General features: G+C 62.9%; 17 protein-coding genes and 3 pseudogenes. 4 read left to right on the forward strand and 16 right to left on the reverse strand.

From position 1 onward, the window contains the following. Positions 1-2 precede the first annotated feature (2 nt). Positions 3-1,250 carry a kynureninase gene (gene kynU / locus X751_RS146980; protein WP_023745105.1) on the reverse strand — a complete coding sequence of 416 codons (1,248 nt, stop codon included), beginning with the start codon at positions 1,248-1,250 and terminating at the stop codon, positions 3-5. Positions 1,251-1,417: 167 nt separating this feature from the next. On the opposite strand from kynU, the gene X751_RS146975 reads away from it, so the two are divergent. Both X751_RS146975 and lexA read left to right on the forward strand, forming a co-directional pair. After that, a complete protein-coding gene (locus tag X751_RS146975; protein ID WP_023745106.1) occupies positions 1,418-2,182 on the forward strand; it encodes a GntR family transcriptional regulator in 765 nt (254 codons plus the stop codon). A gap of 203 nt (positions 2,183-2,385) precedes the next feature. Further along, entirely contained in the window at positions 2,386-3,168 is a 783-nt protein-coding gene (lexA, locus tag X751_RS146970) for a transcriptional repressor LexA (RefSeq protein WP_023724387.1), read from the forward strand. Here the strand turns inward: lexA and X751_RS01000000163910 are convergent. Then, positions 3,162-5,619, reverse strand: a pseudogene (locus X751_RS01000000163910) (ComEC/Rec2 family competence protein). The gene lexA and the pseudogene X751_RS01000000163910 sit on opposite strands and share 7 nt — an antisense overlap. A gap of 111 nt (positions 5,620-5,730) precedes the next feature. Further along, complete coding sequence (gene arr, locus X751_RS146965) at positions 5,731-6,147, reverse strand: NAD(+)--rifampin ADP-ribosyltransferase (protein ID WP_023745107.1); 417 nt, start codon at positions 6,145-6,147, stop codon at positions 5,731-5,733. Positions 6,148-6,608: 461 nt separating this feature from the next. Here arr and gltX point away from each other — a divergent pair, with 461 nt between their 5' ends. Together gltX and gltA are read left to right on the forward strand one after the other, a co-directional pair. Then, positions 6,609-8,033 (forward strand): glutamate--tRNA ligase, encoded by a 1,425-nt coding sequence (gene gltX, locus X751_RS146960; RefSeq protein ID WP_023745108.1) that lies wholly within the window; start codon positions 6,609-6,611, stop codon positions 8,031-8,033. 181 nt (positions 8,034-8,214) lie between these two features. After that, positions 8,215-9,546 carry a citrate synthase gene (gltA, locus tag X751_RS146955; RefSeq protein ID WP_023671037.1) on the forward strand — a complete coding sequence of 444 codons (1,332 nt, stop codon included), beginning with the start codon at positions 8,215-8,217 and terminating at the stop codon, positions 9,544-9,546. Positions 9,547-9,686: 140 nt separating this feature from the next. Here gltA and X751_RS01000000163915 read toward each other — a convergent pair. The 13 genes and pseudogenes from X751_RS01000000163915 to X751_RS146900 form a co-directional block, all read right to left on the reverse strand. Then, positions 9,687-10,935 (reverse strand): annotated as a pseudogene (locus tag X751_RS01000000163915) (lipid-A-disaccharide synthase). After that, entirely contained in the window at positions 10,925-11,827 is a 903-nt protein-coding gene (gene lpxI, locus X751_RS146950; protein WP_023745109.1) for a UDP-2,3-diacylglucosamine diphosphatase LpxI, read from the reverse strand. Before lpxI ends, X751_RS01000000163915 begins: the two are co-directional and overlap by 11 nt. Next, positions 11,814-12,647 (reverse strand): acyl-ACP--UDP-N-acetylglucosamine O-acyltransferase, encoded by an 834-nt coding sequence (gene lpxA, locus X751_RS146945; RefSeq protein ID WP_023745110.1) that lies wholly within the window; start codon positions 12,645-12,647, stop codon positions 11,814-11,816. The genes lpxI and lpxA overlap by 14 nt, the downstream gene beginning before the upstream one ends. Before the next feature lie 15 nt (positions 12,648-12,662). Then, entirely contained in the window at positions 12,663-13,115 is a 453-nt protein-coding gene (gene fabZ, locus X751_RS146940) for a 3-hydroxyacyl-ACP dehydratase FabZ (RefSeq protein WP_023684696.1), read from the reverse strand. 1 nt (position 13,116) lies between these two features. After that, positions 13,117-14,175, reverse strand: coding sequence for a UDP-3-O-(3-hydroxymyristoyl)glucosamine N-acyltransferase (gene lpxD / locus X751_RS146935; protein WP_023745111.1), 1,059 nt, complete (start codon positions 14,173-14,175; stop codon positions 13,117-13,119). A 77-nt stretch (positions 14,176-14,252) separates the two neighbouring features. Next, entirely contained in the window at positions 14,253-16,619 is a 2,367-nt protein-coding gene (gene bamA, locus X751_RS146930; RefSeq protein ID WP_023745112.1) for an outer membrane protein assembly factor BamA, read from the reverse strand. Between the two features lie 217 nt (positions 16,620-16,836). Further along, positions 16,837-17,979: an RIP metalloprotease RseP gene (gene rseP, locus X751_RS146925; protein ID WP_023693444.1), complete on the reverse strand. Its 1,143-nt coding sequence runs from the start codon at positions 17,977-17,979 to the stop codon at positions 16,837-16,839. Between the two features lie 103 nt (positions 17,980-18,082). Further along, complete coding sequence (locus tag X751_RS146920) at positions 18,083-18,898, reverse strand: phosphatidate cytidylyltransferase (protein WP_023696555.1); 816 nt, start codon at positions 18,896-18,898, stop codon at positions 18,083-18,085. 11 nt (positions 18,899-18,909) lie between these two features. Beyond that, a pseudogene (gene uppS / locus X751_RS01000000163920) lies at positions 18,910-19,708 on the reverse strand (polyprenyl diphosphate synthase). Positions 19,709-19,739: 31 nt separating this feature from the next. Continuing rightward, positions 19,740-20,294: a ribosome recycling factor gene (gene frr / locus X751_RS146915; RefSeq protein WP_023671027.1), complete on the reverse strand. Its 555-nt coding sequence runs from the start codon at positions 20,292-20,294 to the stop codon at positions 19,740-19,742. Between the two features lie 101 nt (positions 20,295-20,395). Continuing rightward, positions 20,396-21,118 (reverse strand): UMP kinase, encoded by a 723-nt coding sequence (gene pyrH / locus X751_RS146910; protein WP_023671026.1) that lies wholly within the window; start codon positions 21,116-21,118, stop codon positions 20,396-20,398. A 149-nt stretch (positions 21,119-21,267) separates the two neighbouring features. Next, complete coding sequence (locus tag X751_RS146905; RefSeq protein ID WP_023745113.1) at positions 21,268-22,377, reverse strand: aldo/keto reductase; 1,110 nt, start codon at positions 22,375-22,377, stop codon at positions 21,268-21,270. A gap of 34 nt (positions 22,378-22,411) precedes the next feature. Continuing rightward, positions 22,412-22,939, reverse strand: coding sequence for a nuclear transport factor 2 family protein (locus X751_RS146900; RefSeq protein ID WP_023745114.1), 528 nt, complete (start codon positions 22,937-22,939; stop codon positions 22,412-22,414). Between the last annotated feature and the right edge of the window lie 82 nt (positions 22,940-23,021).

Here is a 23,021-nt window from a genome sequence, read left to right on the forward strand (position 1 = left end):
TCTCACGTAACCGCGGTCTTCACCGCGAAGCGGGCGTCCTGCCAGGCGCCGGTGCGCAAAATATCCTCCAGCGCTTCGACCGCCTGCCAGACATCGCCATAACCGACATAGAGCGGCGTGAAGCCGAAACGGATGGTCGACGGCGCCCGAAAATCGCCGATCACGCCGCGCTCGATCAGCGCCCGCATCACCTGATAGCCATGCGGGTGGAGGAACGACACCTGGCTGCCGCGCTGGCTGCCGTCGCGAGGACTTTCCAGTTCAAGCCGGTAGGCGCCGCATCTGGCTTCGACGAGCTGGATAAACAGGTCGGTCAGTGCGATGCTTTTTCTGCGCACCGCCGCCATGTCGACGTCGTTCCAGATATCGAGCGCGCCCTTGAGCGCCCGCATCGACAGCACCGGCTGCGTTCCGCACAGGAAGCGGCGGATGCCGCTGCCGACGGCAAAGCCCTGCTCGAAGGCAAACGGCCGCGCATGCCCCCACCAGCCGCTGAGCGGCTGGCTGATATCACCATGGTGGCGCTCAGCCGCGTAGATGAAGGCCGGCGAGCCCGGGCCGCCATTGAGGTATTTGTAGGTGCAGCCGACGGCGAAATCGGCATTGGCACGGTCAAGTTCGACCGGCAAGGCGCCGGCCGTGTGGCAGAGATCCCAGATGATCAGCGCGCCGGCGTCATGTGCCTTGCGCGTCAGCGCCGTCATGTCGCGCAACTGGCCGGATTTGTAGTTGACGTGGTTGACCAGGATGACGGCAACGCTGTCGTCGATCAGCTCCTCGATTGCCGCCGCGTCGACGCCCTCCAGCCGCAGCCGCGTTCCCGGCCGGGTCGAGGCGACGCCTTCGGCCATGTAGAGGTCGGTCGGGAAACTGTCGCCCTCGGCAACGATGACCGACCGATCCGGCCGCATGCCGAGCGCTGCGTGCAGCAGCTTGTAGACGTTGATCGAGGTTGTGTCGCAGACCACCGTCTGCCCATCAGCCGCGCCGATCAGTCGCCCGAGCTGATCTCCGAGTTCCACCGGCATGTTGAACCAGCCGGCGGTGTTCCAGGCGCGAATGAGGTCGTGCGCCCATTCCTGCGTGGCGGCCTGCTGCAGTTCGCTGAAGACGACCGCTGACGCGGCGCCCAGGGAATTGCCGTCGAGATAAATCACGCCTTGCGGCAAGACAAAGCGTTCGCGCATGGAGCGCAGCGGATCGGCGGCATCCATTGCTTCGATTGTAGCGAGATCGGGTGTCGTGCTCATGATCCGGCGCCCCTCCATGGACAAACGCGCGCGGCGGAGCCTGCCGCCCAAACATGCCGGCGATCTTGAGTGGTCGCCCTTGAACTGTCAAACATTATATATAATTCACCCATTGAAAGGCTTTGATATATAATGATCCGCCGAGCGTTTATGTCTGATGGATCACGATGCTGGGTGACGAGCAGACCTCGAAGACGGAAGCGGCCTATCGCCTGCTCAGGCGCGATATTCTTGCGACCCGGCTGGCGCCTGCCGCGCCGTTGAAGCTGAGCACGCTGCGCAACACCTACGGCATCGGCTGGACGCCGTTGCGCGAGGCGCTGTCGCGGCTGGAGGCGGAACGGCTTGTGACCGCCATCAGCAACCGCGGGTTTGCGGTCGCTCCCGTCTCTCGGGCGGAGCTCGAGGATTTGGCGCGTGCGCGGCTGGTGGTCGAACTGCCCCTGCTGGTGGAATCGATCGAGGAGGGCGACCGTGAGTGGGAAGACGCGGTCGTTGCCGCCCACTATCGTCTCTCACGGTGCGGGTCTGTTCTCGACGATCCATCGGATGATGCGGTCGACGCGTGGTACGAAAAACACGATGCCTTCCATGCGGCGCTGCTCAGTGCCGCGACATCCAGCTGGCTGCTGCGCTTCAATGCGACGATTTCCGACCAATTGCATCGCCATCACCGCTTTCTGGGTCTGGCCCCGACGCTGCGCGCCGCCGCCGGCCGCACGGATGGACACCGGAAGGCCGTGGCGGCCCTGCGCGACGCCGTGGCGATCGAACACCATACCGCCCTGATGGAAGCGGCCCTCGATCGCGACGTCGAACGTGCGAAAACTCTGATGACCGCTCACATCGGCTACACGCTGCAGGTCTATGCCCAGAGCGAACCCGGCGCGGATGCTGCGCAGCCCCGTCCGAAAAGGAAGCGGCGGTCGTAGCCGACGCGCAGGGCACTTTGGCTTCGTTTCACCCGTTGCCGGCAAATGGGCGCAGGCGGCGCCCGCAGCGCCGAACGTTACGCTGAACAAAACGTCAACACATTCATTAAACTTTAAAAGGTTGCGGAACACAACTGGAACAGATAGTGTTTGTTCTGGGTTTGTTTTTTCTGATTCTGATTTCAGAACCCTTGGGGGCCGCGATGCTGACGCGCAAACAACATGAGCTTCTGATGTTCATCCATGAACGCCTGAAGGAGAGCGGAATCCCGCCGTCCTTCGACGAGATGAAGGAAGCGCTCGACCTCGCCTCCAAGTCCGGCATCCACCGCCTGATCACGGCGCTTGAGGAGCGCGGTTTCATTCGCCGGCTGCCGAACCGGGCGCGCGCGCTGGAAGTGCTGCGGCTGCCCGACTCGATCGCACCAGGCCTCAATGCGGCGAGGAAGTTTTCGCCGAGCGTGATTCAGGGCAGTCTTGGTCAAACCGGCCAAGGGCAAGGCGGCCAAGGACAAGGCGCGATGGGCCAAGGCGGTCTCGGCCGCCAGATCAAGCCGGGCTCGCCGTCGCGTTCGATGTCGGCCGGCAATGACGATGCCGTTTCCGCGATTTCAATCCCGGTTATGGGACGCATCGCCGCCGGCGTGCCGATCGACGCCATCCAGCATCAGACCCATTCGATCTCGGTGCCGCCCGATATGATCATGGGCGGCGAACACTACGCGCTCGAGGTCAAGGGCGATTCGATGATCGAGGCCGGCATTTTCGATGGCGACACGGTCATCATCCGCAATGCCGACACAGCCAGCCCCGGCGAGATCGTGGTGGCGTTGGTCGACGATGAGGAAGCGACCCTGAAACGCTTCCGCCGCAAGGGCGCCTCGATCGCCCTGGAAGCCGCCAACCCGGCCTACGAGACCCGCATTTTTGGACCGGACAGGGTGAAGGTGCAGGGCAAGCTTGTCGGATTGATCCGGCGCTACTGAGCCGGCTTGGGTTTGTACTTTTCACGCTGGTTGTAAGGCGGCAGGCCGCGCGCTTCGCGGGAGAAGCGGCGTTGCTCGTGCCAGGGGCGATACGGCTTGTCGACGGCGAAGCGGATGGTTGGCGCTGCAGCTGCCGATTGCGGATCGAAGAAGACGGCGGCGCTGCCGTCGCGGGCCAGCTGTTTCTTCGTCACGACCAGCACCAGCGGGTCGCGGCACGGATTGTAGGCGGTGGCGTCATCGATGACGATCAGGCTCGCGAAGGCACAGGCCGGCCGCGCCGTCTTGCGGTCTTTCGCAAGCGCCACAATGGCTCCGGAAGGGTGCCGGGCGATACAGAGATCGCCGGTGCAATAGAAGGGCGAGCCGGGCGGCAGATCGAGCGGATCGAGATCGAACCGCGTATCTGTTGCCTCGAAAATCTCAGGTGGGATAATGGTTTCGGCCCGCAGCGCCCGTTTCCAATTGTCCGTGGTGAATTCGTTGGAGCGTTCGCGGTTGAGGGCGAGTTCGCCGCCACCGATCGGCATGGCCACCAGATGCGCATCCTCGGATATGAGCACGTCGGGCGTAAGCACCTGCGGCTACCGTCAACAGGCCGGCCAGCGCGAAAGGCACGGCCGCCAACCTGAGCCAGGTGGTGGCCATGGTGGCGATGACGAGGGCGACCGCCACCAACAGCACCGAGCGGATGGAGATCAGCCCGACGGCGTCGACCGGCGAGCGCTCGGAAATCCAGGCCGATATAGCGATCATCGCCATCAGACCCTTGCCCATCACATAGAGGAACGGCCCGTCGGCGCCGAACGGCATCGCCAGTGCGCTGAGCACGGCAAAAGGCATGACGATCAACGAAACAATCGGCATCACGGCCAGATTGGCGATCAGGCTGAGCGGCGACACACGCTGAAAATGCCAGATGGCGAACAGCAAGGTTGCACTGCCGGCGATGATCGAGGTCATGGCGAGGCTGCCCATGGCCAGCGCGAATTTTCGCGACAGGAAGCCGACGAAGGAGCGCTTTGCCGGCGGCGTTCTCACCTTGTCGGCGCGGTAATCGGCCCAGCCGGCATAGGCGCCGACAAGGGCGGCGGTGGCAGCAAACGACATCTGGAAGCTGGGACCGACCACCTCGTGCGGCGACACCAGGATGACGGCAATGGCGGAGATCGCCAGATTGCGCATGGTGAGTGCGGCGCGATCAAACAGCACGGCGACAAGCATGACCGCCAGCATGATGAAGCTGCGCTCGGCGGCAACCACGACGCCTGAAATGACGAGATAGGCGGCGATGGAGACGAGTGCTGCCACTGCTGCATATTTCTTGACTGGGCGGCGCGAAGAGAAATCGGGAAACAGCGCAAAGGCGCCACGCAGCAACACCATGATGGTGCCGGCAACCAGCGCCATGTGCAGGCCGGAGATGGAGATGATGTGGTAGATGCCGGTGCGCCGCATCGCTTCGTTGACCTCGTCCGGGATGCCGGCGCGCACCCCGACAATCAACGCCGCGGCAATCTCGCCTTCGGCGCCGCCGATTTTGCCCCTGATATGGTCGGCAATGTTTTCGCGCGCGTTCTCGATTGCCGAGGAGAGCCGCGCGGTCAGCGGCGGCGGTCCCTGCGTAGCAATGGTTTTCGGATTGCCGAGAAAGAAGCCGCTGCCGCCGAAACCGGTGAAATAGCTGTCGAAGGAGAAATCGTAGCTCTCCGGCCGCACCGGACCGGTCGGCGGCAACAGCCTGGCATAGCCGGTGATCAGGGAGCCGGCGGTCATATCGGCGGGAACGGTCCGCGCCGAGAGCCTGACCCGCTCCGGGGCGTAGCGCAGCTCGGGGTAAGCGGTCGAAACCACATCGAGCGTCAGCCTGATGCGGCCGCTTTCCATCTGTTCGAGACTGACGACGCGGCCGGTCAGCCGTGTCTGAATCTCGGAGCCGAGCATCTGCGTTCCGGCGCGCCAAGTCTCGACTTTGGCGGCGACGACGCCGAGCGCGCACAGCATCGCGGCCATGCAGAACAGATGCGTCCTCGGCCGCGATCGCGTGGCGAGGGCGCAACATGTCGCCAGCACCACAATGGCGATTGGCTGCGCAAAGCCGGGCTCGCCGGCCAGCGAGAAATAAATGATGACGCCGGCCGCCAGGAAAACCGGCACCAGCAGGAAGGCGACGCCCCGGTCGAGCTCCGTGTTGGCGGCCACGGCAAGGCTGCGGCGGAGCGCGGGCCATGACGGACGGCGAAGCCGTCTGCGCAGACGGGCGATAGATCCGGGCGCTGTGACTTGCGCCGGCAACGCGTGACCGGGCAGCGCAGGCGCGACGCCGGGATGCGGCTCAGGCAGCGCGAGGGGCAGCGGCTCGGCATAGGGACTATCGGCAAACAGCGAGCGTTCGCTGACGCTTGCCTCGGCGCCTTCGCCTTCCTTCGTGCCCCGGCCACGTCCAGCCATCGGGTCTGCCCCTTGCGCCCCAGACCCCTATGCTACATGAACGCGCAAAGCGCGAAAGTCCGCGTGATCACGTCCACCGCGCCGGAATCGACCATCACCTGGCAAGGACGCTCAATCCTCAATCATATCCTGGCCCTCCGCTCTCACGCGAGCAAGCCCATCGTGCATTGCCTTCAATTGTTCCGGTGTATGACCCTGCCATTCACCGAGTTCACCCTGGATGAGCAACGGATCACGGGAGCGGTAGGATTTCGTCGGATTACCGGGAAATTTTTTGTCGGTCAGGTTAGGGTCATCCATAAAAAACCCCGTCGGCTTTACGATGTAAATCCTTTGACGACCGTCACCCGTTGCAAGCTCTGCTCCCCAGATGGCGGCTTCCAGTGTCTGGGTGAAATAGATCCATGACAGTGGTTTACCTCTGAAATTGGAAGGGTGGCCGACGCTCAGCAGATCCCCGGGTTTCAAATCCGCCCGGGTACCATGGTAGAACGGATCACCCTCCGTATGGTCGGCGTTTTCGGTCATCGGTAGTCCTTCTTTCAATCATGCCTCCTTCGTGGCGAGACCGACCTGCACACAGTTGCGGTGTTCACGATAATGATTGCAGAAAGGTCAATATGCGTGACCAAGCCAACGCTGTCACGGCGGCGTTGTAGTCGGGCAGTGCCGCATCCGTGAAGAAATGTCCGCTCGTCAGAGGGGGCTACCACCGTCGCAGCGATGTTCCAGGCACTGTGACGGACGCTGCAGCCGAATGAAACCCAGACATTGACGCTGCTGCCAAACGAGGTTGCGCGGAGGGCGCGAACAGATTTTGTGCTACAAGGCTCCAGCGCCAGTTGACGCAACCGATAATTGCCGACGTGCCCCGGCCACGTCCAGCCATCGGGTCTGCCCCTTGCGCCCCAGACCCCCTATGCTACATGAACGCGCAAAGCGCGAAAGTCCGCGCGATCACGCTCGCTTTCCAAGGTTCCGAGAGTTCCATGTCCGACACGGTCGTCACCCGTTTTGCCCCCTCGCCCACCGGCTATCTGCATATCGGCGGCGCGCGCACGGCGCTGTTCAACTGGCTGTACGCCAAGCACACCGGCGGCACGATGGTGCTGCGCATCGAGGACACCGACCGCGAACGCTTCAACGAGGCGGCGACACAGGCCATTCTGGATGGGCTGACCTGGCTCGGCCTTTCCTGGGACGGTGAGGCCATATCGCAGTTCGAGCGCGCGCCGCGCCACCGTGAGGTGGCCGAGGAGCTGGTGCGCCTGGGCAAGGCCTATTACAGCTACGAGACGCCTGCCGAGCTCGAGGCGATGCGCGAGGCCGCACGCGCCAAGGATCTGCCGCCGCGCTACAACGGCCAGTGGCGCGATCGTGCCCCCTCGGAGGCGCCTCCCGGCGTCAAGGGCGCCATCCGCATCAAGGCGCCGACCGAGGGCGAAACCGTGGTGCACGACCGTGTGCAGGGCGAGGTGCGCTTCCCCAACAAGGACCTCGACGATTTCATCATTCTGCGCTCGGACGGCAATCCGACCTACATGCATGCCGTCGTCGTCGACGACCATGACATGGGCGTCACCCACATCATCCGTGGCGACGACCATCTGACCAACGCCGCGCGCCAGACGGTGATCTACAACGCCATGGGCTGGGACGTCCCGTCGATGTCGCATATCCCGCTGATCCACGGCGCCGACGGCGCCAAGCTGTCGAAGCGGCACGGCGCACTGGGTGTCGAGGCTTATCGCGCCATGGGCTATCTGCCCGAGGCACTGCTCAACTATCTGGCAAGGCTCGGCTGGAGCCATGGCGACGACGAGATCATGTCGATCAAGGACATGATTTCGTGGTTCGACATCGGCGATGTCAACAAGGGTGCGGCGCGCTTCGACTTCGCCAAGCTCGAGTCGATCAACGGCGCGCATATGCGCAAGATGGCCGATGCCGAGCTGTTCGACATTTTCGTCGCCACTCTGCCATACCTCGAAGGCGGATCTGCTATCGCCGCCCGTCTCGACGACACCAGGAAGGCGCAGTTGCTGGCCGCCTTGCCGGGCCTGAAAGAGCGCGCCAAGACGCTGGTGGAACTGGCCAATGGCGCGGCCTTCCTGTTCGTCGAGCGGCCGCTGCCGATCGACGAGAAGGCGGCAGCACTGCTCAGTGCCGACGCGCGCGCGATCCTGCGCGGCGCACATGCCGCTTTGCAGACTGTTTCGGGCGATTGGTCGGCTGCCGCGGCTGAAGCCGCGGTGCGCGAGTTCGCAGCGGCCGGCGGCCACAAGCTCGGCGCCGTGGCCCAACCGCTCCGGGCGGCCCTTACCGGCCGTAGCACCTCGCCCGGCGTGTTCGACGTGCTTGCCGTGCTTGGCCGCGAGGAAAGCCTGGCGCGGATTGCGGATCAAATCGATTAGGAGCGAGCTGGCCCAAAAAGATTGGCATTGAAAGGCGGGTTTCGCAGTGCAACATTAGGCCTTGGCCCAATCTGGCACGCACCTCCTAAAATGCGGTGGCGAGTTCGCGCATTCCGGTGATTTCGACGTGTCGTTTGCAGGAATTGCCTTGCCGGCATGAGGAACATGAAGGAGTTTGAGAATGAGCGAAGCTGCGACAAGACTGGAAACCGGCAGCAAGACGACGCACCCGTCGACTGCCACGCTCGAACTGGCCGGCAAGACGCATGAATTCAAGGTGCGAAGCGGCTCGGTCGGGCCCGACGTCATCGACATCGGTGCGCTCTACAACACCACCGGCGCCTTCACCTACGATCCCGGCTTCACCTCGACGGCGAGCTGCGAGTCGGCGATAACCTTCATCGACGGCGATGCCGGCATCCTGCTTCACCGCGGCTACCCCATCGACCAGCTGGCCGAGCATGGCGACTTCCTCGAAGTCTGCTACCTCCTGCTCTACGGCGAACTGCCGACCAAGGCGCAGAAGGACGATTTCGACTACCGGGTAACGCGCCACACCATGGTGCACGAGCAGATGTCGCGCTTCTTCACCGGCTTTCGCCGCGACGCGCATCCGATGGCTGTGATGTGCGGCGTGGTCGGCGCGCTGTCGGCCTTCTATCACGACTCCACCGACATTTCGGACCCGTATCAGCGCATGGTCGCCTCGATGCGGCTGATTGCCAAGATGCCGACGATTGCGGCCATGGCCTACAAATACCATATCGGCCAGCCCTTCATTTACCCGAAGAACGAGCTGAACTTCGCCGCCAACTTCCTGCATATGTGCTTTGCGGTGCCGTGCGAGGAATACAAGATCAATCCGGTGCTGGCGCGCGCCATGGAGCGCATCTTCATCCTGCATGCCGACCACGAGCAGAACGCCTCGACCTCGACCGTGCGGCTTGCAGGCTCGTCGGGCGCCAATCCGTTCGCCTGCATCGCCGCCGGCATCGCTTGCCTGTGGGGCCCGGCGCATGGCGGCGCCAACGAGGCCGCGCTCAACATGCTGGGAGAAATCGGCCATGTCGACCACATCCCGGAATTCATCGCCCGCGCCAAGGACAAGAACGATCCGTTCCGGCTGATGGGCTTCGGCCATCGCGTCTACAAGAACTACGATCCTCGTGCGAAAATCATGCAGAAGACGGCGCATGAGGTGCTCGGCGAACTCGGCATCAAGGACGATCCGCTGCTCGACATCGCCATGGAGCTGGAAAAGATCGCGCTGACCGATTCCTACTTCATCGAAAAGAAGCTCTATCCGAACGTCGATTTCTATTCCGGCATCACGCTGAAGGCGCTGGGCTTCCCCACCACCATGTTCACCGTGCTGTTCGCGGTCGCGCGCACCGTCGGCTGGATCGCGCAGTGGAAGGAAATGATCGAGGACCCGCACCAGAAGATCGGCCGCCCGCGCCAGCTCTATACCGGCGCCCCGGAACGCGACTACGTGCCGATTGCGAAAAGGTGAAAGAGAGTGAATGGTGAATGGTAAGTAGTGAATAGCAAGTAGTAAGTAGCAGGTAGTAAGTAGCAGGTAGTAAGTAGCAGCTTGATTATAGTCGAGAGTGCGTTAATCCTATTCACTATTCACTATTCACTATTCACTCGCTAAGCCCTATTCGCTCTCCCGATGTGGCGAAGAACGACATCGGCGGCGATGTCGCTGGAGGGCCTGTCGGTGGCCATGCGTCTGGCAACCTCGCCAAAGCCGTCCTTTTGCCAGGCGCGGTAGGCGGTGTCTGAGAACAGTGCCTCGAGCTGCCGCGCCAGATAGTGCGGCCGCACATACTGGTTGTAGCTTTCCGGCACGACCGGCCGGTCGGCAATAAGGTTGGGCAAGGCAGCGCTCCACACCGTGATCAGGCTCTGCGCCATCAGCATGATCGGATCGAACTTGTAGCAAGAGATCATCGGGACACCCGACATCGCCAGTTCCAGTGACACCGTTCCAGACGCGATCAGCGCCGCATCGGCCTTGCCGAAGGCCTGCCACTTGCGCTCGGGATCGAGGATGACTTCCGGCTCCTGATCCCAGCGCGCCACCGATGTTTTGACCAGTTCGGCGACATGCGGCACCGTCGGCAGCAACAGCCGCAGCCGGTGGCCACGCGCGCGCAGCGCCGACACCGTCTCGCCGAACGGACCGATAAGCCGGCTCACCTCGCCGCGCCGCGACCCTGGCAGGACGAGCAGCGTCTTGATGTGATCGGCAGAGAGATCGCGCGGCTGGGCTTGCGCCCTGGCCGCGCCCAGCACGCCTGGATCATGCGTGAGGCGATGTCCGACGTAAGTGCCGGGCGGGCCGCCGAGACGGCTGAGCTCCTTTACCTCGAAAGGCAGGATGCACAGTATGTGGTCGACATAGGGCTTCATCGCGGCCGCCCTACCCGGCCGCCACGCCCAGACGCTCGGGCAGACATAATGGACGGTCGGGATTGACGGATCGGCGGCGCGGACCTTTTTGGCGACGCGCAGCGAGAAATCAGGGCTGTCGATGGTGATCAGACAGTCGGGTTTTTCGGCGGCGACAGCACTTGCCGTCTGGCTGATCCGCCGCATCAGGCGCGGCAAGTCACGCAGGATGGCGCTGAGCCCCATCAGCGCGATCTCGGCGCCATCGAACAGCGGCGCCAGTCCGAGCGCCTGCAGATGNGGCGCTGAGCCCCATCAGCGCGATCTCGGCGCCATCGAACAGCGGCGCCAGTCCGAGCGCCTGCAGATGCCGCCCGCCAATGCCGACGAGTTGCACCTCGCGCCCGGTCATGCGCTTCAGCGCCTGCACGATGTCGGCGCCCAGCAGGTCGCCGGATTCTTCGCCGGCGACGATGGCAATCTTCAGCGGCTTCTCAGCTGCCATGGACAGCCCCCGCAGCCGGCAGGCCGAACACGAACAGGCCGAGCGCATTGGCGTGCGCGACAACGGCGGGGCCTTCGAGGATGAGCGAACGGCCGGCTTCGACGGCAATGCCGGCGAGCCCCGCGGCATGCGCCGCCTCGACGGTCTGGGGGCCAATAGATGGCAGATCGGCACGCAATTCCTGGCCAGGCTTGGCGCATTTGACCAGGACACCGCGCGTCTTGCCGGCCAGCCTGCCATGGCCGCGCAACTGCTGCGTCCGCTCGAGCAGTCCGTGGGTGCCCTCGACGCCTTCCAGGGCAACAGTGCGGCCACCGATGGCAATTGCCGCCTGGCCAATGTCGAGCGCGCCGATGGCCTTTGCCGCCGCGTGTGCCGCCTCGATATCGCGCCAGTCGGACTTTCGCGGCACTGCTTTGGTCAGCGGCCCTTCGGCCGCGACGAGCCGGGGCACGACTTCATGCGCACCGACGACCTTGACGCCCCGTGCCTCCAGGCCGCGGGTCAATATCTTCAACAGCCCGTCATCGCCGCGGGCAAGCGCCATGGCGAGCGAGGGTATAAGTGCCAGTAGCCCAAGGTTCGGACGCATGTCGACCAACCGCGGCCTGCGCCTGATCTCGCCGGCAAGCACAAGATGGGTGATCCGCCGGCGCCTCAGCAACGCAACCAGCGAGCCGATGTCTTCCAGCGCAAGGCTTTCACGCTCATAGATTGTGAGGTCGGACTGACGGTCGGCCTGACCTTCGACCAGGATGATGACAGGCCGATGTCCGGCCTCCGCCAGGCCGGCGGCAACTTCGACCGGCAAGCTACCGCCGCCGGCAATGATGCCGACCCTGGCGTCCGGCGCAAGTTCGAGGCCCGTTGAAGTGGCCTCAGCCTTCGTCATCGGCATCGTCGCCGTCGCCACCCTTAAGCGACGGGACGGCAAAATGCCGCTTGCCGCGACTGGTGATGAAATCGATGATTTTCATGGCCGTCGGCGACGACGCAAACTCGGCCTTGGCGAATTCGATGTTCTCGCCGACAGTGCGGGAGCGGTCGAAGATGGTCTTGTAAGCCTTGCGCAGCAGGTAGATTTCTGCGCGCGGCAACCCGGCGCGCTTCAGGCCAATGATGTTGAGTCCACGCAGGCTGGCGCGATTGCCCACCGCAATGGCGTAGGGAATGACATCGCCGACAAAAGCCGAGCAGCCGCCGAGAAAGGCGTTGTCACCAACACGCACGAACTGATGAACGGCGCTGAGGCCGCCGATATAAACGCTGTCACCGACCTCGCAATGGCCGCCCAGGGTCGCGCCATTGGCGAAGGTGGCGTTTTTACCGACGACGCAATCATGGGCAATGTGGGCATAGGCAAGGAAATTGCCGTTGTCGCCGACGGTCGTCTCGCCGCGGCTGGAATCGGTGCCGAGATGCATGGTCACGCCTTCGCGGATCGTGCAGTTCTGGCCGATGACCAAAGTGGTGCGGCGGCCCTTGTGCTTGGTGTTCTGCGGCGGTCCGCCCAGTGTCGCCATTGGATAGACCTTGGTCCCGGCGCCAATGGTTGTCGCGCCCAGCACCGAGACATGGCTGACCAGTTCGACGCGGTCACCGATCACGGCGTCAGCGCCGACATAGCAGAAAGGTCCTATTGCGGCGCCTTCGCCGATCTGCGCGCCGGCCTCGATGACGGCCGAGGGGTGGATTGAAGTCTGTATTTTCATGAGCATTTCGAACCGTCAGCCGGTAACCATCATTGCCGAGATCTCGGCTTCGGCGGCCTTTGTGCCCTCCACCATGGCCTCGCAGGCGAATTTGAGCAGGTTGCCGCGCATCTTGATTTTCTTGACGTGGATTTTCAACTGGTCGCCCGGGACGACCGGTTTGCGGAATTTCGCATTATCGATGGTCAGGAAATAGACCAGCGACGGCTTTTCCGTGTTGAGGTTACGGATGCAGATCGCGCCGGCGGTCTGCGCCATGGCCTCGACGATGAGCACGCCCGGCATCACCGGCTGATCCGGGAAATGGCCCTGGAAATGCGGCTCATTGATGGTCACGTTCTTGATGCCGATGGCAGAATCATTGCCGTCGATTTCGATGATGCGATCGATCATCAGGAAGGGATAGCGATGCGGTAAAAGCTTCATCAACCCCAATATATCGACCGCTTCGAGCGTCGCCGGCACCATCTCAGCTACTTCCCCCTTCGCCCTGCTTGCGCGTCCTGGCGAGCTTCCTCAGCATGGCGATCTCGCGCATGGCTTCCGCCATCGGCTGCGCCGGATAGCCTCCCCAGATCTCGCCCGCCGGCACGTTGCTCATGAACCCGCTTCTTGCAGCAAGCTTGGCCCCTGATCCGATGGTCAAATGATCGGCAAGGCCAACGCCGCCGCCCATGGTGACACCATCACCGACGGTGACGGAGCCGGAAATACCAGAGAGCCCGGCAATAATGCAATTGCGGCCGATGCGAACGTTATGGGCGATCTGCACCAGATTGTCGATCTTGGTGCCCTGACCGATGACCGTATCCGACATGGCGCCGCGATCGACGGTCGTGTTCGAGCCGATTTCGACATCGTCCTGGATGATGACGCGGCCGACCTGCGGCACACGCTCAGGGCCTTTGGCGCCGCCGACAAAGCCGAAGCCGTCCTGGCCTATCCTGGCGCCGCCATGAATGATGACGCGGTTGCCGATCAGCGCATACTGAACACTGACACCCGGCCCAATGTAGCCGTCACGGCCGATCTGGCAGGAGGGACCGATTACGGCGTGGGGGGCAATGACTGTTCCGCTGCCTATGGAAGCACGGGGGCCGATGACCGCTCCGGCTTCGATGATCGCGCCTGCCTCGATACGCGCCGTGGCATCGACATGAGCTTGCGGCGAGACCCCGGTTTCGCTGGTCATCGGCCCCGGCGTAGCCGCTGTCGGGAACAGCAGCCGGCCGATCATGGCGAAGGCCTGCTGCGGGCGCGGATGCACCAGAACCGCGATGCCGGCCGGCGCCTTGCCCGCGAACTCGGCGGGACAAAACACGGCCGCCGCCTTCAGCGACTGCATCAGCGCGAAATTGCGCTTGCCGTCGACGAAGACGAGCGCACCCTCGCCGCCTTCGTTGGCTGGCGCCAACGCATCGATCGATATGTGGGCAAGATCGGAATCGACAAGCGATGCGCCGGTCAGATTCGCGACTTCGCCGGCCGTATACCGGCGTGATGGCGCGAAGAACACCGGATCGGTCATTCCAGAAGCAATATCCAGCTAGGTCGGATCAATTCTCTTCCGGACCCCAACGGCCCGGAAGCATCGTTACCGCAAGATCAGAAGCGGCTCGACATGCCGAAGTTGAATTCCTGCACGTCGTCGGTCTTTTCCTTCTTGACGGGCATCGCGTAGTCAATGCGGATCGGGCCGAAAGGCGATGACCACAACAAGCCGACACCAACCGAGGCGCGCAGTTCCAAGTCGACTGACCCCTGATTGACCAAAGGAGTGTTAATCTTGCTGCCATACAGCGTTGCGGCATCGGCAAACACGGCGCCGCGCACACCAAAGCTTTCCGGAATGACCGGTATCGGGAACTGAGCTTCCGCCGACGCATTGAAATAGGTGGTTCCGCCGAGGTGGTCACCTGTGTTGAGGTCCACAGGGCCAATGCCACCATACTCGAAGCCGCGGATCATGCGGTCGCTGCTCTGGAACTGATCGAAGATTCGCAAGCCGTCATTGCCGTAGCTCGCAATATGACCAGCACCGCCCGAAATCAGGCCGACCAGATCCAGCTGTTCTGACAGCGTCTGGTAGACAGTGCCACGACCGGTAACCTTGACGAACTTGGCATCGCCACCAAGGCCCGCCACTTCCACAGTCGTGGTGGCGTAGATGCCTTCATGCGGGCTCTTCATATCGTCGATGGTGTTGTAGACCAGTCCCAAGCTGACCGAAGACTTGATCCACGGGCTATCCTCAATCCCCTCCAGGATCGCATTGGAGACGTCACATTTTGCCGGGTCATAAACGCCGGCAGTCAAGCAACCGTCGTCGAGCTTGTACTTCTCCTGGGCGATATTGTACGCCAACTGCGTCGAGATGTTGTCGGTGATCGGCAGGCCGAAGCGCACCGTCGCACCCAGCGTCTCGCTGTCATAGTGGTCGTAGTTGCGGGTCTGCTGGAAGATATCGAAGCCGGCGGCGATACGGCGCCCCAGGAAATAGGGTTCGGTGAAGGACAGGCTGTAGTCCCGCGAATTCTTGCCGCCACCCGCCGAAACCTTGATGTACTGGCCGCGACCGAGGAAGTTGCGCTCCGCGACCGAACCTTCGACAGACGGACCGGCAGTGTCGCCACCTGTCGAATAACCTGCGCCAACCGAGAACTCGCCGGTCGATTTCTCGACCACGTCGACCACGAGCACGACCTGGTCTGGCTCAGAACCCGGGACAGTCGAAACGTCGACTTTCTCAAAGTAATCTAGCTTTTCCAGCCGCTTCTTCGCGCGCTGGATGAGTACCTGGTTGAAGGCGTCGCCTTCGCTGACATCGAACTCACGACGAATGACATAGTCGCGTGTGCGGTCGTTGCCGCGGATTTCGATGCGCTCGATATACGCCTTGGTGCCCTGGTCGATCGTATACACGACCGAAATGGTGTGGTTCTCGAAGTTGCGATCGCCGCGCGGCGTCACCTGGGCGAAGGCATAGCCCGAACCCGCGACCTTTTCGGTCAGCGCGATGATGGTGTCCTCGACATTCTTGGCGTTGTAGACGTCGCCCTTGTGGGTCTGAACCACCGATTCCAGCGCCTTCGAGTCGACTTCGGGAATGGTGCTCTCGACGCTGACGTCGCCGAACGTATAGCGGTCGCCTTCCTGGACGGTGATGGTAACGGTGTACTGGTTGGTCGTGTCGTCGAGCTCGCCGACGGCTGAGACCACCTGGAAGTCGGCATAGCCGTGATTGTAATAGAAGCGGCGCAGCGATTCCTGGTCGGCGCGGAGCTTGTCCTCGTCATAGACGTCGTCACGCAGCACGAAGGACAAGAAGCTCGAGCGCTTGGTTGCGATGACGTCGGACAGGCGGCGGCTCGAATAGGCGCTGTTGCCGACGAAATTGACAGCGGCGATCTTGGTGCGGCCGCCTTCGTTGATGTTGAAGACCACGTTCACGCGGTTGTCGCCGAGATCCATGATCTGCGTCGTGACAGCGGCGTCATCCCGGCCAATTCGCCTGTAGGCAGCCTTTACCGCCTCGACATCGGAGTCCAGCGTTGCCTGCGAGAACGTCCCGCGCGGCTTCAACTGCACGGCGACTGCCAGCGCGTTGTCCTTGAGCTTCTTGTTGCCCTGGAACAGAACCTGGTTGACGACCTGGTATTCGGCAACCTTGACTACCAGCGTCGAACCGACCTGATTGATCTGCACGTCCGAGAACAGCCCGGTGCCGAACAGCGCCTTGACCGCATCGTCGATATCGGCGCTGGAAAACGCCTTGCCCGGCTTGATCGTGATGTAGTTGCGGATGGTGTCGGCGTCGACACGCTGGTTGCCGCTGACCTCGACTCTCGAGACAACGGCTGCCTGCGCCGCAGATGTGGCAACGAACTGCACGGCGAGCGCACCTGGTACAACCAGAGCGGCGGACATAGCCACCGCGGACGCGGCGCTCAAAAATTTGGATGCTGCCTTCATCGGGCTTTTGTACCTTTTCTCGAAGTCCCCACGGCGAGAAAACCGGACGTGCGGTAATTTCTCCTACCGTATTAACCGGATTTTCCCTACACGCAAGGCTTCTGGTTAATTTGTAATTACTTAACCCTGATGCGTGGCTTTCGCGTCACGCATACCCCCGTGCATGGTAAACGGCGTCTCAACATTGCCGGTGCTGAAGCCAAATTTCTTCATGATTTCAGCACCCAAACAGATCGTTCCAGAAGACGAAGCCCATAAATCCCAGCACCAGAAAGAGGCCGGCCCGGTATCCCATTTCCATCATCCGCTCCGATACCGGACGCCGGAAAACGGCTTCGAGTGCGTAGAACAGGAGATGGCCGCCGTCGAGGGGGGGAATCGGCAAAAGGTTCAGAATTCCGATCCCGACCGACAGGCCGGCGACGAGTTGCACCAGCCATAGGAAGCCCAGCTTTGCCGCCTGCCCCGACATCTTGGCGATCTTGATCGGGCCGCCCAGCTGGCATTTGTCTTCGCGGCCGACAACGAATCGCTGCAGGAACTGGCCGGTGCGCTGAATGACGTGCCCCGTCTCCTCGACCGCGGCGCCGACTGCTCCGACAGGGCTGTAGGTGATCAGCCTGGGCTGGCCGACATCCTTGTTGTTGACGACGCCGATGACGGCCACCTTGACCTTGTTGCCCAGTGCGTCCAGCTGCTCCATTGGCTCCGGCGTCGCGACGACCGTGACCTCCTTGCCGTCGCGCAACATGGTGAAGGTGATGGCGTCGCCGCCGCGGCCCGAAACTAGGCGCTGGACGTCGGCGAAGGTCTCAACCTTGCTGCCGTCGACGGCGACGAATCGGTCGCCTGGCAAAATGCCGGCCCTTGCGGCTGGACTGCCGGCGGTGACCGCCGCCACCATCGGCTCAAACACAGGGCGGCCATAGAGGGAAAACAGCACGGCAAAGACGGCAATGGTCAAAAGGAAGTTGAACAGCGGTCCGGCCACCACCGTGGCGGCGCGTTTCCAGATGGGTTGCGTGTGGAAGGCGACCTTGCGTTCAGCGTCAGTCAGCGTTTCCAGATCTTCCGAACTCGGCTGGCTCGACGTGGCGCTCATGTCGCCGACGAATTTGACATAACCGCCGAGCGGTATGGCGCAGAGCTTCCAGCGCGTGCCGTGGCTGTCGTTGAAGCCGAGAAGTTCGGGGCCGAAGCCGATCGAAAAGGCCTTCACGCCAATGCCGCACCAGCGGCCGACCAGGTAATGGCCCATTTCGTGAATGAAGACGACCACGGTCAGCACGAACAGAAACGGCACCAGCGTGCCGAGGACAAAGCCTTCCGTGCTGAAAAACGCGTGAAGAATTTCGTTCAAGTCATGCCCTCAAATTCACCCGCGGCGAAAGGTGTCGCCGCGACTGTGACATCAATCCAGGCGAATCCGTGGCGTGCGCCATTTCTTCGCCGTGAAATATCACTCAAGCCGGAAACAGCCCCTGCGCCGGATGATCGGCGCCCGCCGAAATCCAGCCGATCACGTATAGGGCAAAAGCCGCCGCGACAAGCCCGTCCACCCTGTCCATGACACCGCCATGCCCGGGTATCAACGCGCTTGAATCCTTGCGGCCGTGGCGGCGCTTGACCCAGGATTCGAAGAGATCGCCAGCCTGGGCAACAATCGACAGCACCAGCGCAACCAAGGCGAGGACGCCAAGATTGCCGGCCCCGGCGGCGGCAGCCAGAAGCACGCCGGCGGCCACGCCGCCGACAGCGCCGCCAAGCGCGCCGCTCTGCGTCTTGCCGGGGGATATAGATGGCGCGAGCTTGGGCCCACCGACGGAGCGGCCGACGAAATAGGCGAAGATGTCGGTCGCCCAGACCACGGCGAACAGAAACAGGATTGCGACCAGGCCGGGATGGTCGCCGCCGCGCAGCAGCGCCAGCGATAAGCCGGACAAAGCCGCGTAGGCAAGACCGGCTGCATCCCATTGCGCCGCTCCACGCATACGGGCGCCGACAGCAGCGACCACAACCATGGCCAGGACAAGAGACAGAAGCCACGATGCCGGCACGCCTGCAACCAGGGCGACGACGAAAACCAGAAGCAGCGCTTCGGGAATGAAGCCGAGGGTCGCACCGGCCAAGGGGCGCGACATGCGCGCCCATTCATAGAAGATGACCGCCGATATCCCGGCGCAAAGCAGGCGGAACCACAGCCCTCCCAACCAGGTCAGGCCAAGCGCTATTGCGGCCAGCACCAGCGCCGAGACGATGCGAAGCTGAAGATTGTTCATCCCGCCGCCGATCACGAGGCAGCGACATCTTGAGCGGCAAGCCCGCCAAAACGGCGCTCGCGGCCAGCAAAATCGCGCAATGCGTCGGCCAGGTGTTCGCGGCTGAAGTCAGGCCAGTAGCAAGGCAGAAAAACCAGTTCGCTGTAGGCTGCCTGCCACAGAAGGAAGTTCGACAGCCGAAGCTCGCCACTGGTGCGGATGACCAGCTCCGGATCGGGAATGCCTGCGGTGTCGAGGGCGCCGGCAAAAGTGTCTGCCGTGATCGCCTCTGCGTCGATCTCGCCGCGCGCCACTGCGGCTGCGAGCTTGCGTGCCGTGCGCACGATCTCGTCGCGCCCGCCATAGTTGAAGGCGATGACCAAGGTCAGCGATTCATTGCGCGCAGTCAGCGATTCGGCCTCTTCGAGCAGGCCCCTGATGTCCGGCTGCAGCCCCGCCCTGTCACCGATGATCCTGACGCGCACGCCGTTCTGGTGCAGTTCGGCCAGATCGCGGCGGATGAACAGCTTCAAAAGCCCCATCAGGTCGCTGACTTCGGCCTTGGGCCGCGACCAGTTTTCCGACGAAAAGGCGTAGACGGTCAGGAAGGAAATGCCGAGACCGGGCGCGGCGCGCNTTGGGCCGCGACCAGTTTTCCGACGAAAAGGCGTAGACGGTCAGGAAGGAAATGCCGAGACCGGGCGCGGCGCGCACCGTCTTGCGCAGCGCTTCGACGCCGGCGCGATGGCCGGCAAGCCGCGGCATGCCGCGCGCCTTGGCCCAGCGTCCGTTTCCATCCATGATGATCGCGACATGCGCGGGCGTTGCCATTGTCTCGCTTTCGGGCCGGTGTGGGCCGACCCTAGACCTGCATGATTTCAGCTTCCTTATCGGAAAGCAGGTGATCGATGGTGCTGATCGTTTCGTCGGTCAGCTTCTGGACCTGATCGGAGCGCTTGCGCTGATCGTCCTCGCTGATGTCGCCGTCCTTTTCCGCCTTCTTCAAGAAGTCCATGCCGTCGCGACGGACATGGCGCACCGCAACGCGGGCGTTCTCGGCGTAGCCATGCGAAATCTTGACCAGTTCCTTGCGGCGCTGCTCGTTGAGCTCGGGCAGCGGAATTCTGAGATTGGTGCCGTCGACGATCGGATTGAAGCCGAGATTGGATTCTCTGATGGCACGGTCGACCGCGCCGACCATCGACTTGTCCCATACCGAAACCGAGATCATGCGCGGCTCCGGCACCGACACGTTCGCCACCTGGTTGATGGGCATGGTGGTGCCGTAGGCCTGGACCTGGATGGCGTCGAGCAGATTGCTGGAGGCACGGCCGGTGCGCAGCGAAGCCAGATCGTGCTTGAAGGCGGCGATCGCGCCATCCATGCGCCGCTTGAGGTCGTCGAACTCACCACTCATCTTAGTCTCCTCGACCCGTTTGATCCGGGTTCACTGCTTAGGGCCTATATTCGGACCCGCTTTCGAAAACTGATCCCCTTTTTAGGAGAGTATACTCCGGGTCACTCGTCGGCGACGATCGTGCAACGGCCGCCGCCCCGCAGAATATCGCCGAAACCACCTTTTTCGTGGATCGAATAGACGATTATCGGGATGTTGTTTTCGCGCGCAAGTGCAATTGCGGCGGTATCCATGATCGAAAGGCCCTTGTTGATGACTTCGGCATGGCTGATGCGCTCGAAGCGGGTCGCATTCGGATCCTTCTTGGGATCGGCCGAATAGACGCCGTCGACCTGGGTGCCCTTGAACAACGCGTCGGCGCCGATCTCGGCGGCGCGCAAGGCCGCGGCCGAATCGGTGGTGAAGAACGGATTGCCGGTGCCGCCGGCGAAAATGACGACCTTGCCCTGGTTCATATAGGCGGTGGCCTGGCGCTGGGAAAAACTCTCGCAAAGTTCGGGCATGGCGATGGCCGACAGCACGACGGCATCGACGCCGATTTTGTTCAGCGAGGTGCGCAGCGCCAGCGAGTTGATGACGGTGGCCAGCATGCCCATGTGGTCGCCGGTGACGCGGTCGCCGCCCTTGGATGCCACCGCCACGCCGCGAAAGATATTGCCGCCGCCAATGACGACGCCGACCTCGATGCCAAGTGCGCGGGCTTCGGCGATGTCGGCGGCGATTCGGTCGACCACCGAGACATCGATGCCGAAATGCTGCTCGCCCATCAACGCTTCGCCCGACGCTTTCAGCAGGACACGTCGATAGAGGGGCTTTGCCGTCATCTGGACCTCGTCATTGTTGCGTGTGGCAGCCTGGGCAGGCCGCCCTCGCGCGGGCGCCGCCGCTGGCGCGATGCCGAGTTCCGATACACGAAGGGCGCCGCGATGTCACGCGGCGCCCCTCGCCCAATTCCGCCTTCCGTCGCGGCCCGTCAGTTGCTGGTGATGCTGACGGCGTCGCCCTCGACCAGCAGCGGCGGCGCATAACCCAACGGCTTGTCGCCGGTCACGGCGCCGCCGGTAACCCGGGCTTGTATGTCGGAACCGAAATAGGCGTACGGGAATGGCGGCGGTGTCTTGCTGACCGTATCCAGCCGCGCGCGAAGCTCGGCGGGTAAAGTGAAATCCAACGCCGCCAGATTGTCCTGCAATTGCGCCAGCTTGGTGGCGCCAAGAATCACGGTGGCGATGCCCGGTTGCGTTGCCACCCAGTTGAGCGCGACCTGCGCCATGCTGCGTCCGAGTTCGGCGGCAACTTTTTCGAGCTCCGCCACGATCGCCCAGTTGCGCTCGGTGAACTTCTGGAACCCCGGATGAGTGGTGTTGCGAAAGCCGTCGAGCCGGCCGGCATGGCCTTCCTGCGTCGGCCGGTACTTGCCGCTGAGCAGCCCGCTGGCCAGCGGGCTCCACACCATGATTCCTGCGCCATGGCGGGTGCCGAAGGGCACGAACTCATTTTCGATCGAACGCTCCGCCAGCGAATATTCAAGCTGCAGGGCCGACACCGGCTCGTAGCCGCGCCACTCGGCGATCGTCTGCGCGCGGGCAGCATACCAGGCCGGCACATCGGACAGGCCGACATGGCGAATTTTGCCCGCACGCACGAGATCATCCATCGTGCGCATGACCTCCTCGGCCGGCGTCAGCCCGTCCCAGACATGGAGGAGGTAGAGGTCGATATAGTCAGTGCCCAACCGCTTCAGCGAGGCATCCACGGCGCGCAAGATGTTCTTGCGGCCATTGCCACCGGCGTTCGGATTGCCGGGCTCCGCGTTGAAGGTGAATTTCGTGGCGATCACCGCTCTGTCGCGCAAGCCTCGCTCGGCGATGAATTCGCCGAGCCAGGTTTCGGCTGTGCCGCCGGTGTAGAGGTCGGCGGTGTCGAAGAAATTGCCGCCGGCCTCGACATAGGCGTCGGCCATGGCGCGCGCGGTTTCCCTGTCCGCGCCCCAGCCCCATTCGGTGCCAAAGGTCATGGTGCCCAGTGCCAGCCGGCTGACGCGCAGGCCGCTGTTGCCCAGTGTGTAATAGCTCATGGTCATGGTGTTTTTCCTATCCTGATTTCTTGACGCCGGCTCACTGGCCAGGCGTCATCTTGACCCAGGGATTGCCGCGCTCATGCGTGGCGCGGAAAACGAAGCCGTCGACTTTCCAGCCGGTCCCGGAGCGAACCAGATGGTGCTCGTAGGTGCCCCAGACTTCCCACAGCGGGTCGCCATTGCCTTCCATCCGGTTCCAGGCATAGCCGTTCGAAGAGACGGTCGCCGCGTCCGCCTCAAAGATCACCTGGTGATTGGTGCGCAGATGCAGGCTGGTCTTGCTGCCCCTGAGGTTGCCGGCCCAGGTACCGATCAGATTGTCGGAGGGGATGGTGGCGGCAGGCTGTACTGACAGGCTGCTGAAGTCGACGGTGACACGGTCGGCGAAATAGGAGCGGGCAAGCTTCCAGTCCTGCGCATCGACGGCACGGTCGATGGCATCGGCGATGCGGATGACGGCGCGTTCGTCGGCGAGCGCGCGCCAACCGGACGGCTCGGCGCCGCCGGCATCGACCGGCGCTAGGGCAAGGCCTGCGGCGAAGGTAGCGTGTTTCAAGGCATCCATCTCTCTTCTCCTTTGTGCATCGGTGATGGCAATATGGGTCAGCCTGTCGGCATCGAGAAGATTGAAGTGTTCGCAAGGACTA

The organism is Mesorhizobium sp. LNJC394B00, assembly GCF_000502555.1.
Classification (GTDB): Bacteria; Pseudomonadota; Alphaproteobacteria; order Rhizobiales; family Rhizobiaceae; genus Mesorhizobium.

Bases quoted from the DNA above. Each gene is read 5' to 3' on its own strand.
- gltX (WP_023745108.1), top strand. From the start codon at position 6,609: ATGTCCGACACGGTCGTCACCCGTTTTGCCCCCTCGCCCACCGGCTAT.
- X751_RS146975 (WP_023745106.1), top strand. From the start codon at position 1,418: ATGCTGGGTGACGAGCAGACCTCGAAGACGGAAGCGGCCTATCGCCTG.
- fabZ (WP_023684696.1), bottom strand. From the start codon at position 13,115: ATGGTGCCGGCGACGCTCGAAGCGGTCGATATATTGGGGTTGATGAAG.
- X751_RS146900 (WP_023745114.1), bottom strand. From the start codon at position 22,939: ATGGATGCCTTGAAACACGCTACCTTCGCCGCAGGCCTTGCCCTAGCG.
- lpxI (WP_023745109.1), bottom strand. From the start codon at position 11,827: ATGACGAAGGCTGAGGCCACTTCAACGGGCCTCGAACTTGCGCCGGAC.
- gltA (WP_023671037.1), top strand. From the start codon at position 8,215: ATGAGCGAAGCTGCGACAAGACTGGAAACCGGCAGCAAGACGACGCAC.
- bamA (WP_023745112.1), bottom strand. From the start codon at position 16,619: ATGAAGGCAGCATCCAAATTTTTGAGCGCCGCGTCCGCGGTGGCTATG.
- pyrH (WP_023671026.1), bottom strand. From the start codon at position 21,118: ATGACGGCAAAGCCCCTCTATCGACGTGTCCTGCTGAAAGCGTCGGGC.
- lexA (WP_023724387.1), top strand. From the start codon at position 2,386: ATGCTGACGCGCAAACAACATGAGCTTCTGATGTTCATCCATGAACGC.
- kynU (WP_023745105.1), bottom strand. From the start codon at position 1,250: ATGAGCACGACACCCGATCTCGCTACAATCGAAGCAATGGATGCCGCC.
- arr (WP_023745107.1), bottom strand. From the start codon at position 6,147: ATGACCGAAAACGCCGACCATACGGAGGGTGATCCGTTCTACCATGGT.
- X751_RS146905 (WP_023745113.1), bottom strand. From the start codon at position 22,377: ATGACCATGAGCTATTACACACTGGGCAACAGCGGCCTGCGCGTCAGC.
- X751_RS146920 (WP_023696555.1), bottom strand. From the start codon at position 18,898: ATGAACAATCTTCAGCTTCGCATCGTCTCGGCGCTGGTGCTGGCCGCA.
- lpxD (WP_023745111.1), bottom strand. From the start codon at position 14,175: ATGACCGATCCGGTGTTCTTCGCGCCATCACGCCGGTATACGGCCGGC.
- frr (WP_023671027.1), bottom strand. From the start codon at position 20,294: ATGAGTGGTGAGTTCGACGACCTCAAGCGGCGCATGGATGGCGCGATC.
- lpxA (WP_023745110.1), bottom strand. From the start codon at position 12,647: ATGAAAATACAGACTTCAATCCACCCCTCGGCCGTCATCGAGGCCGGC.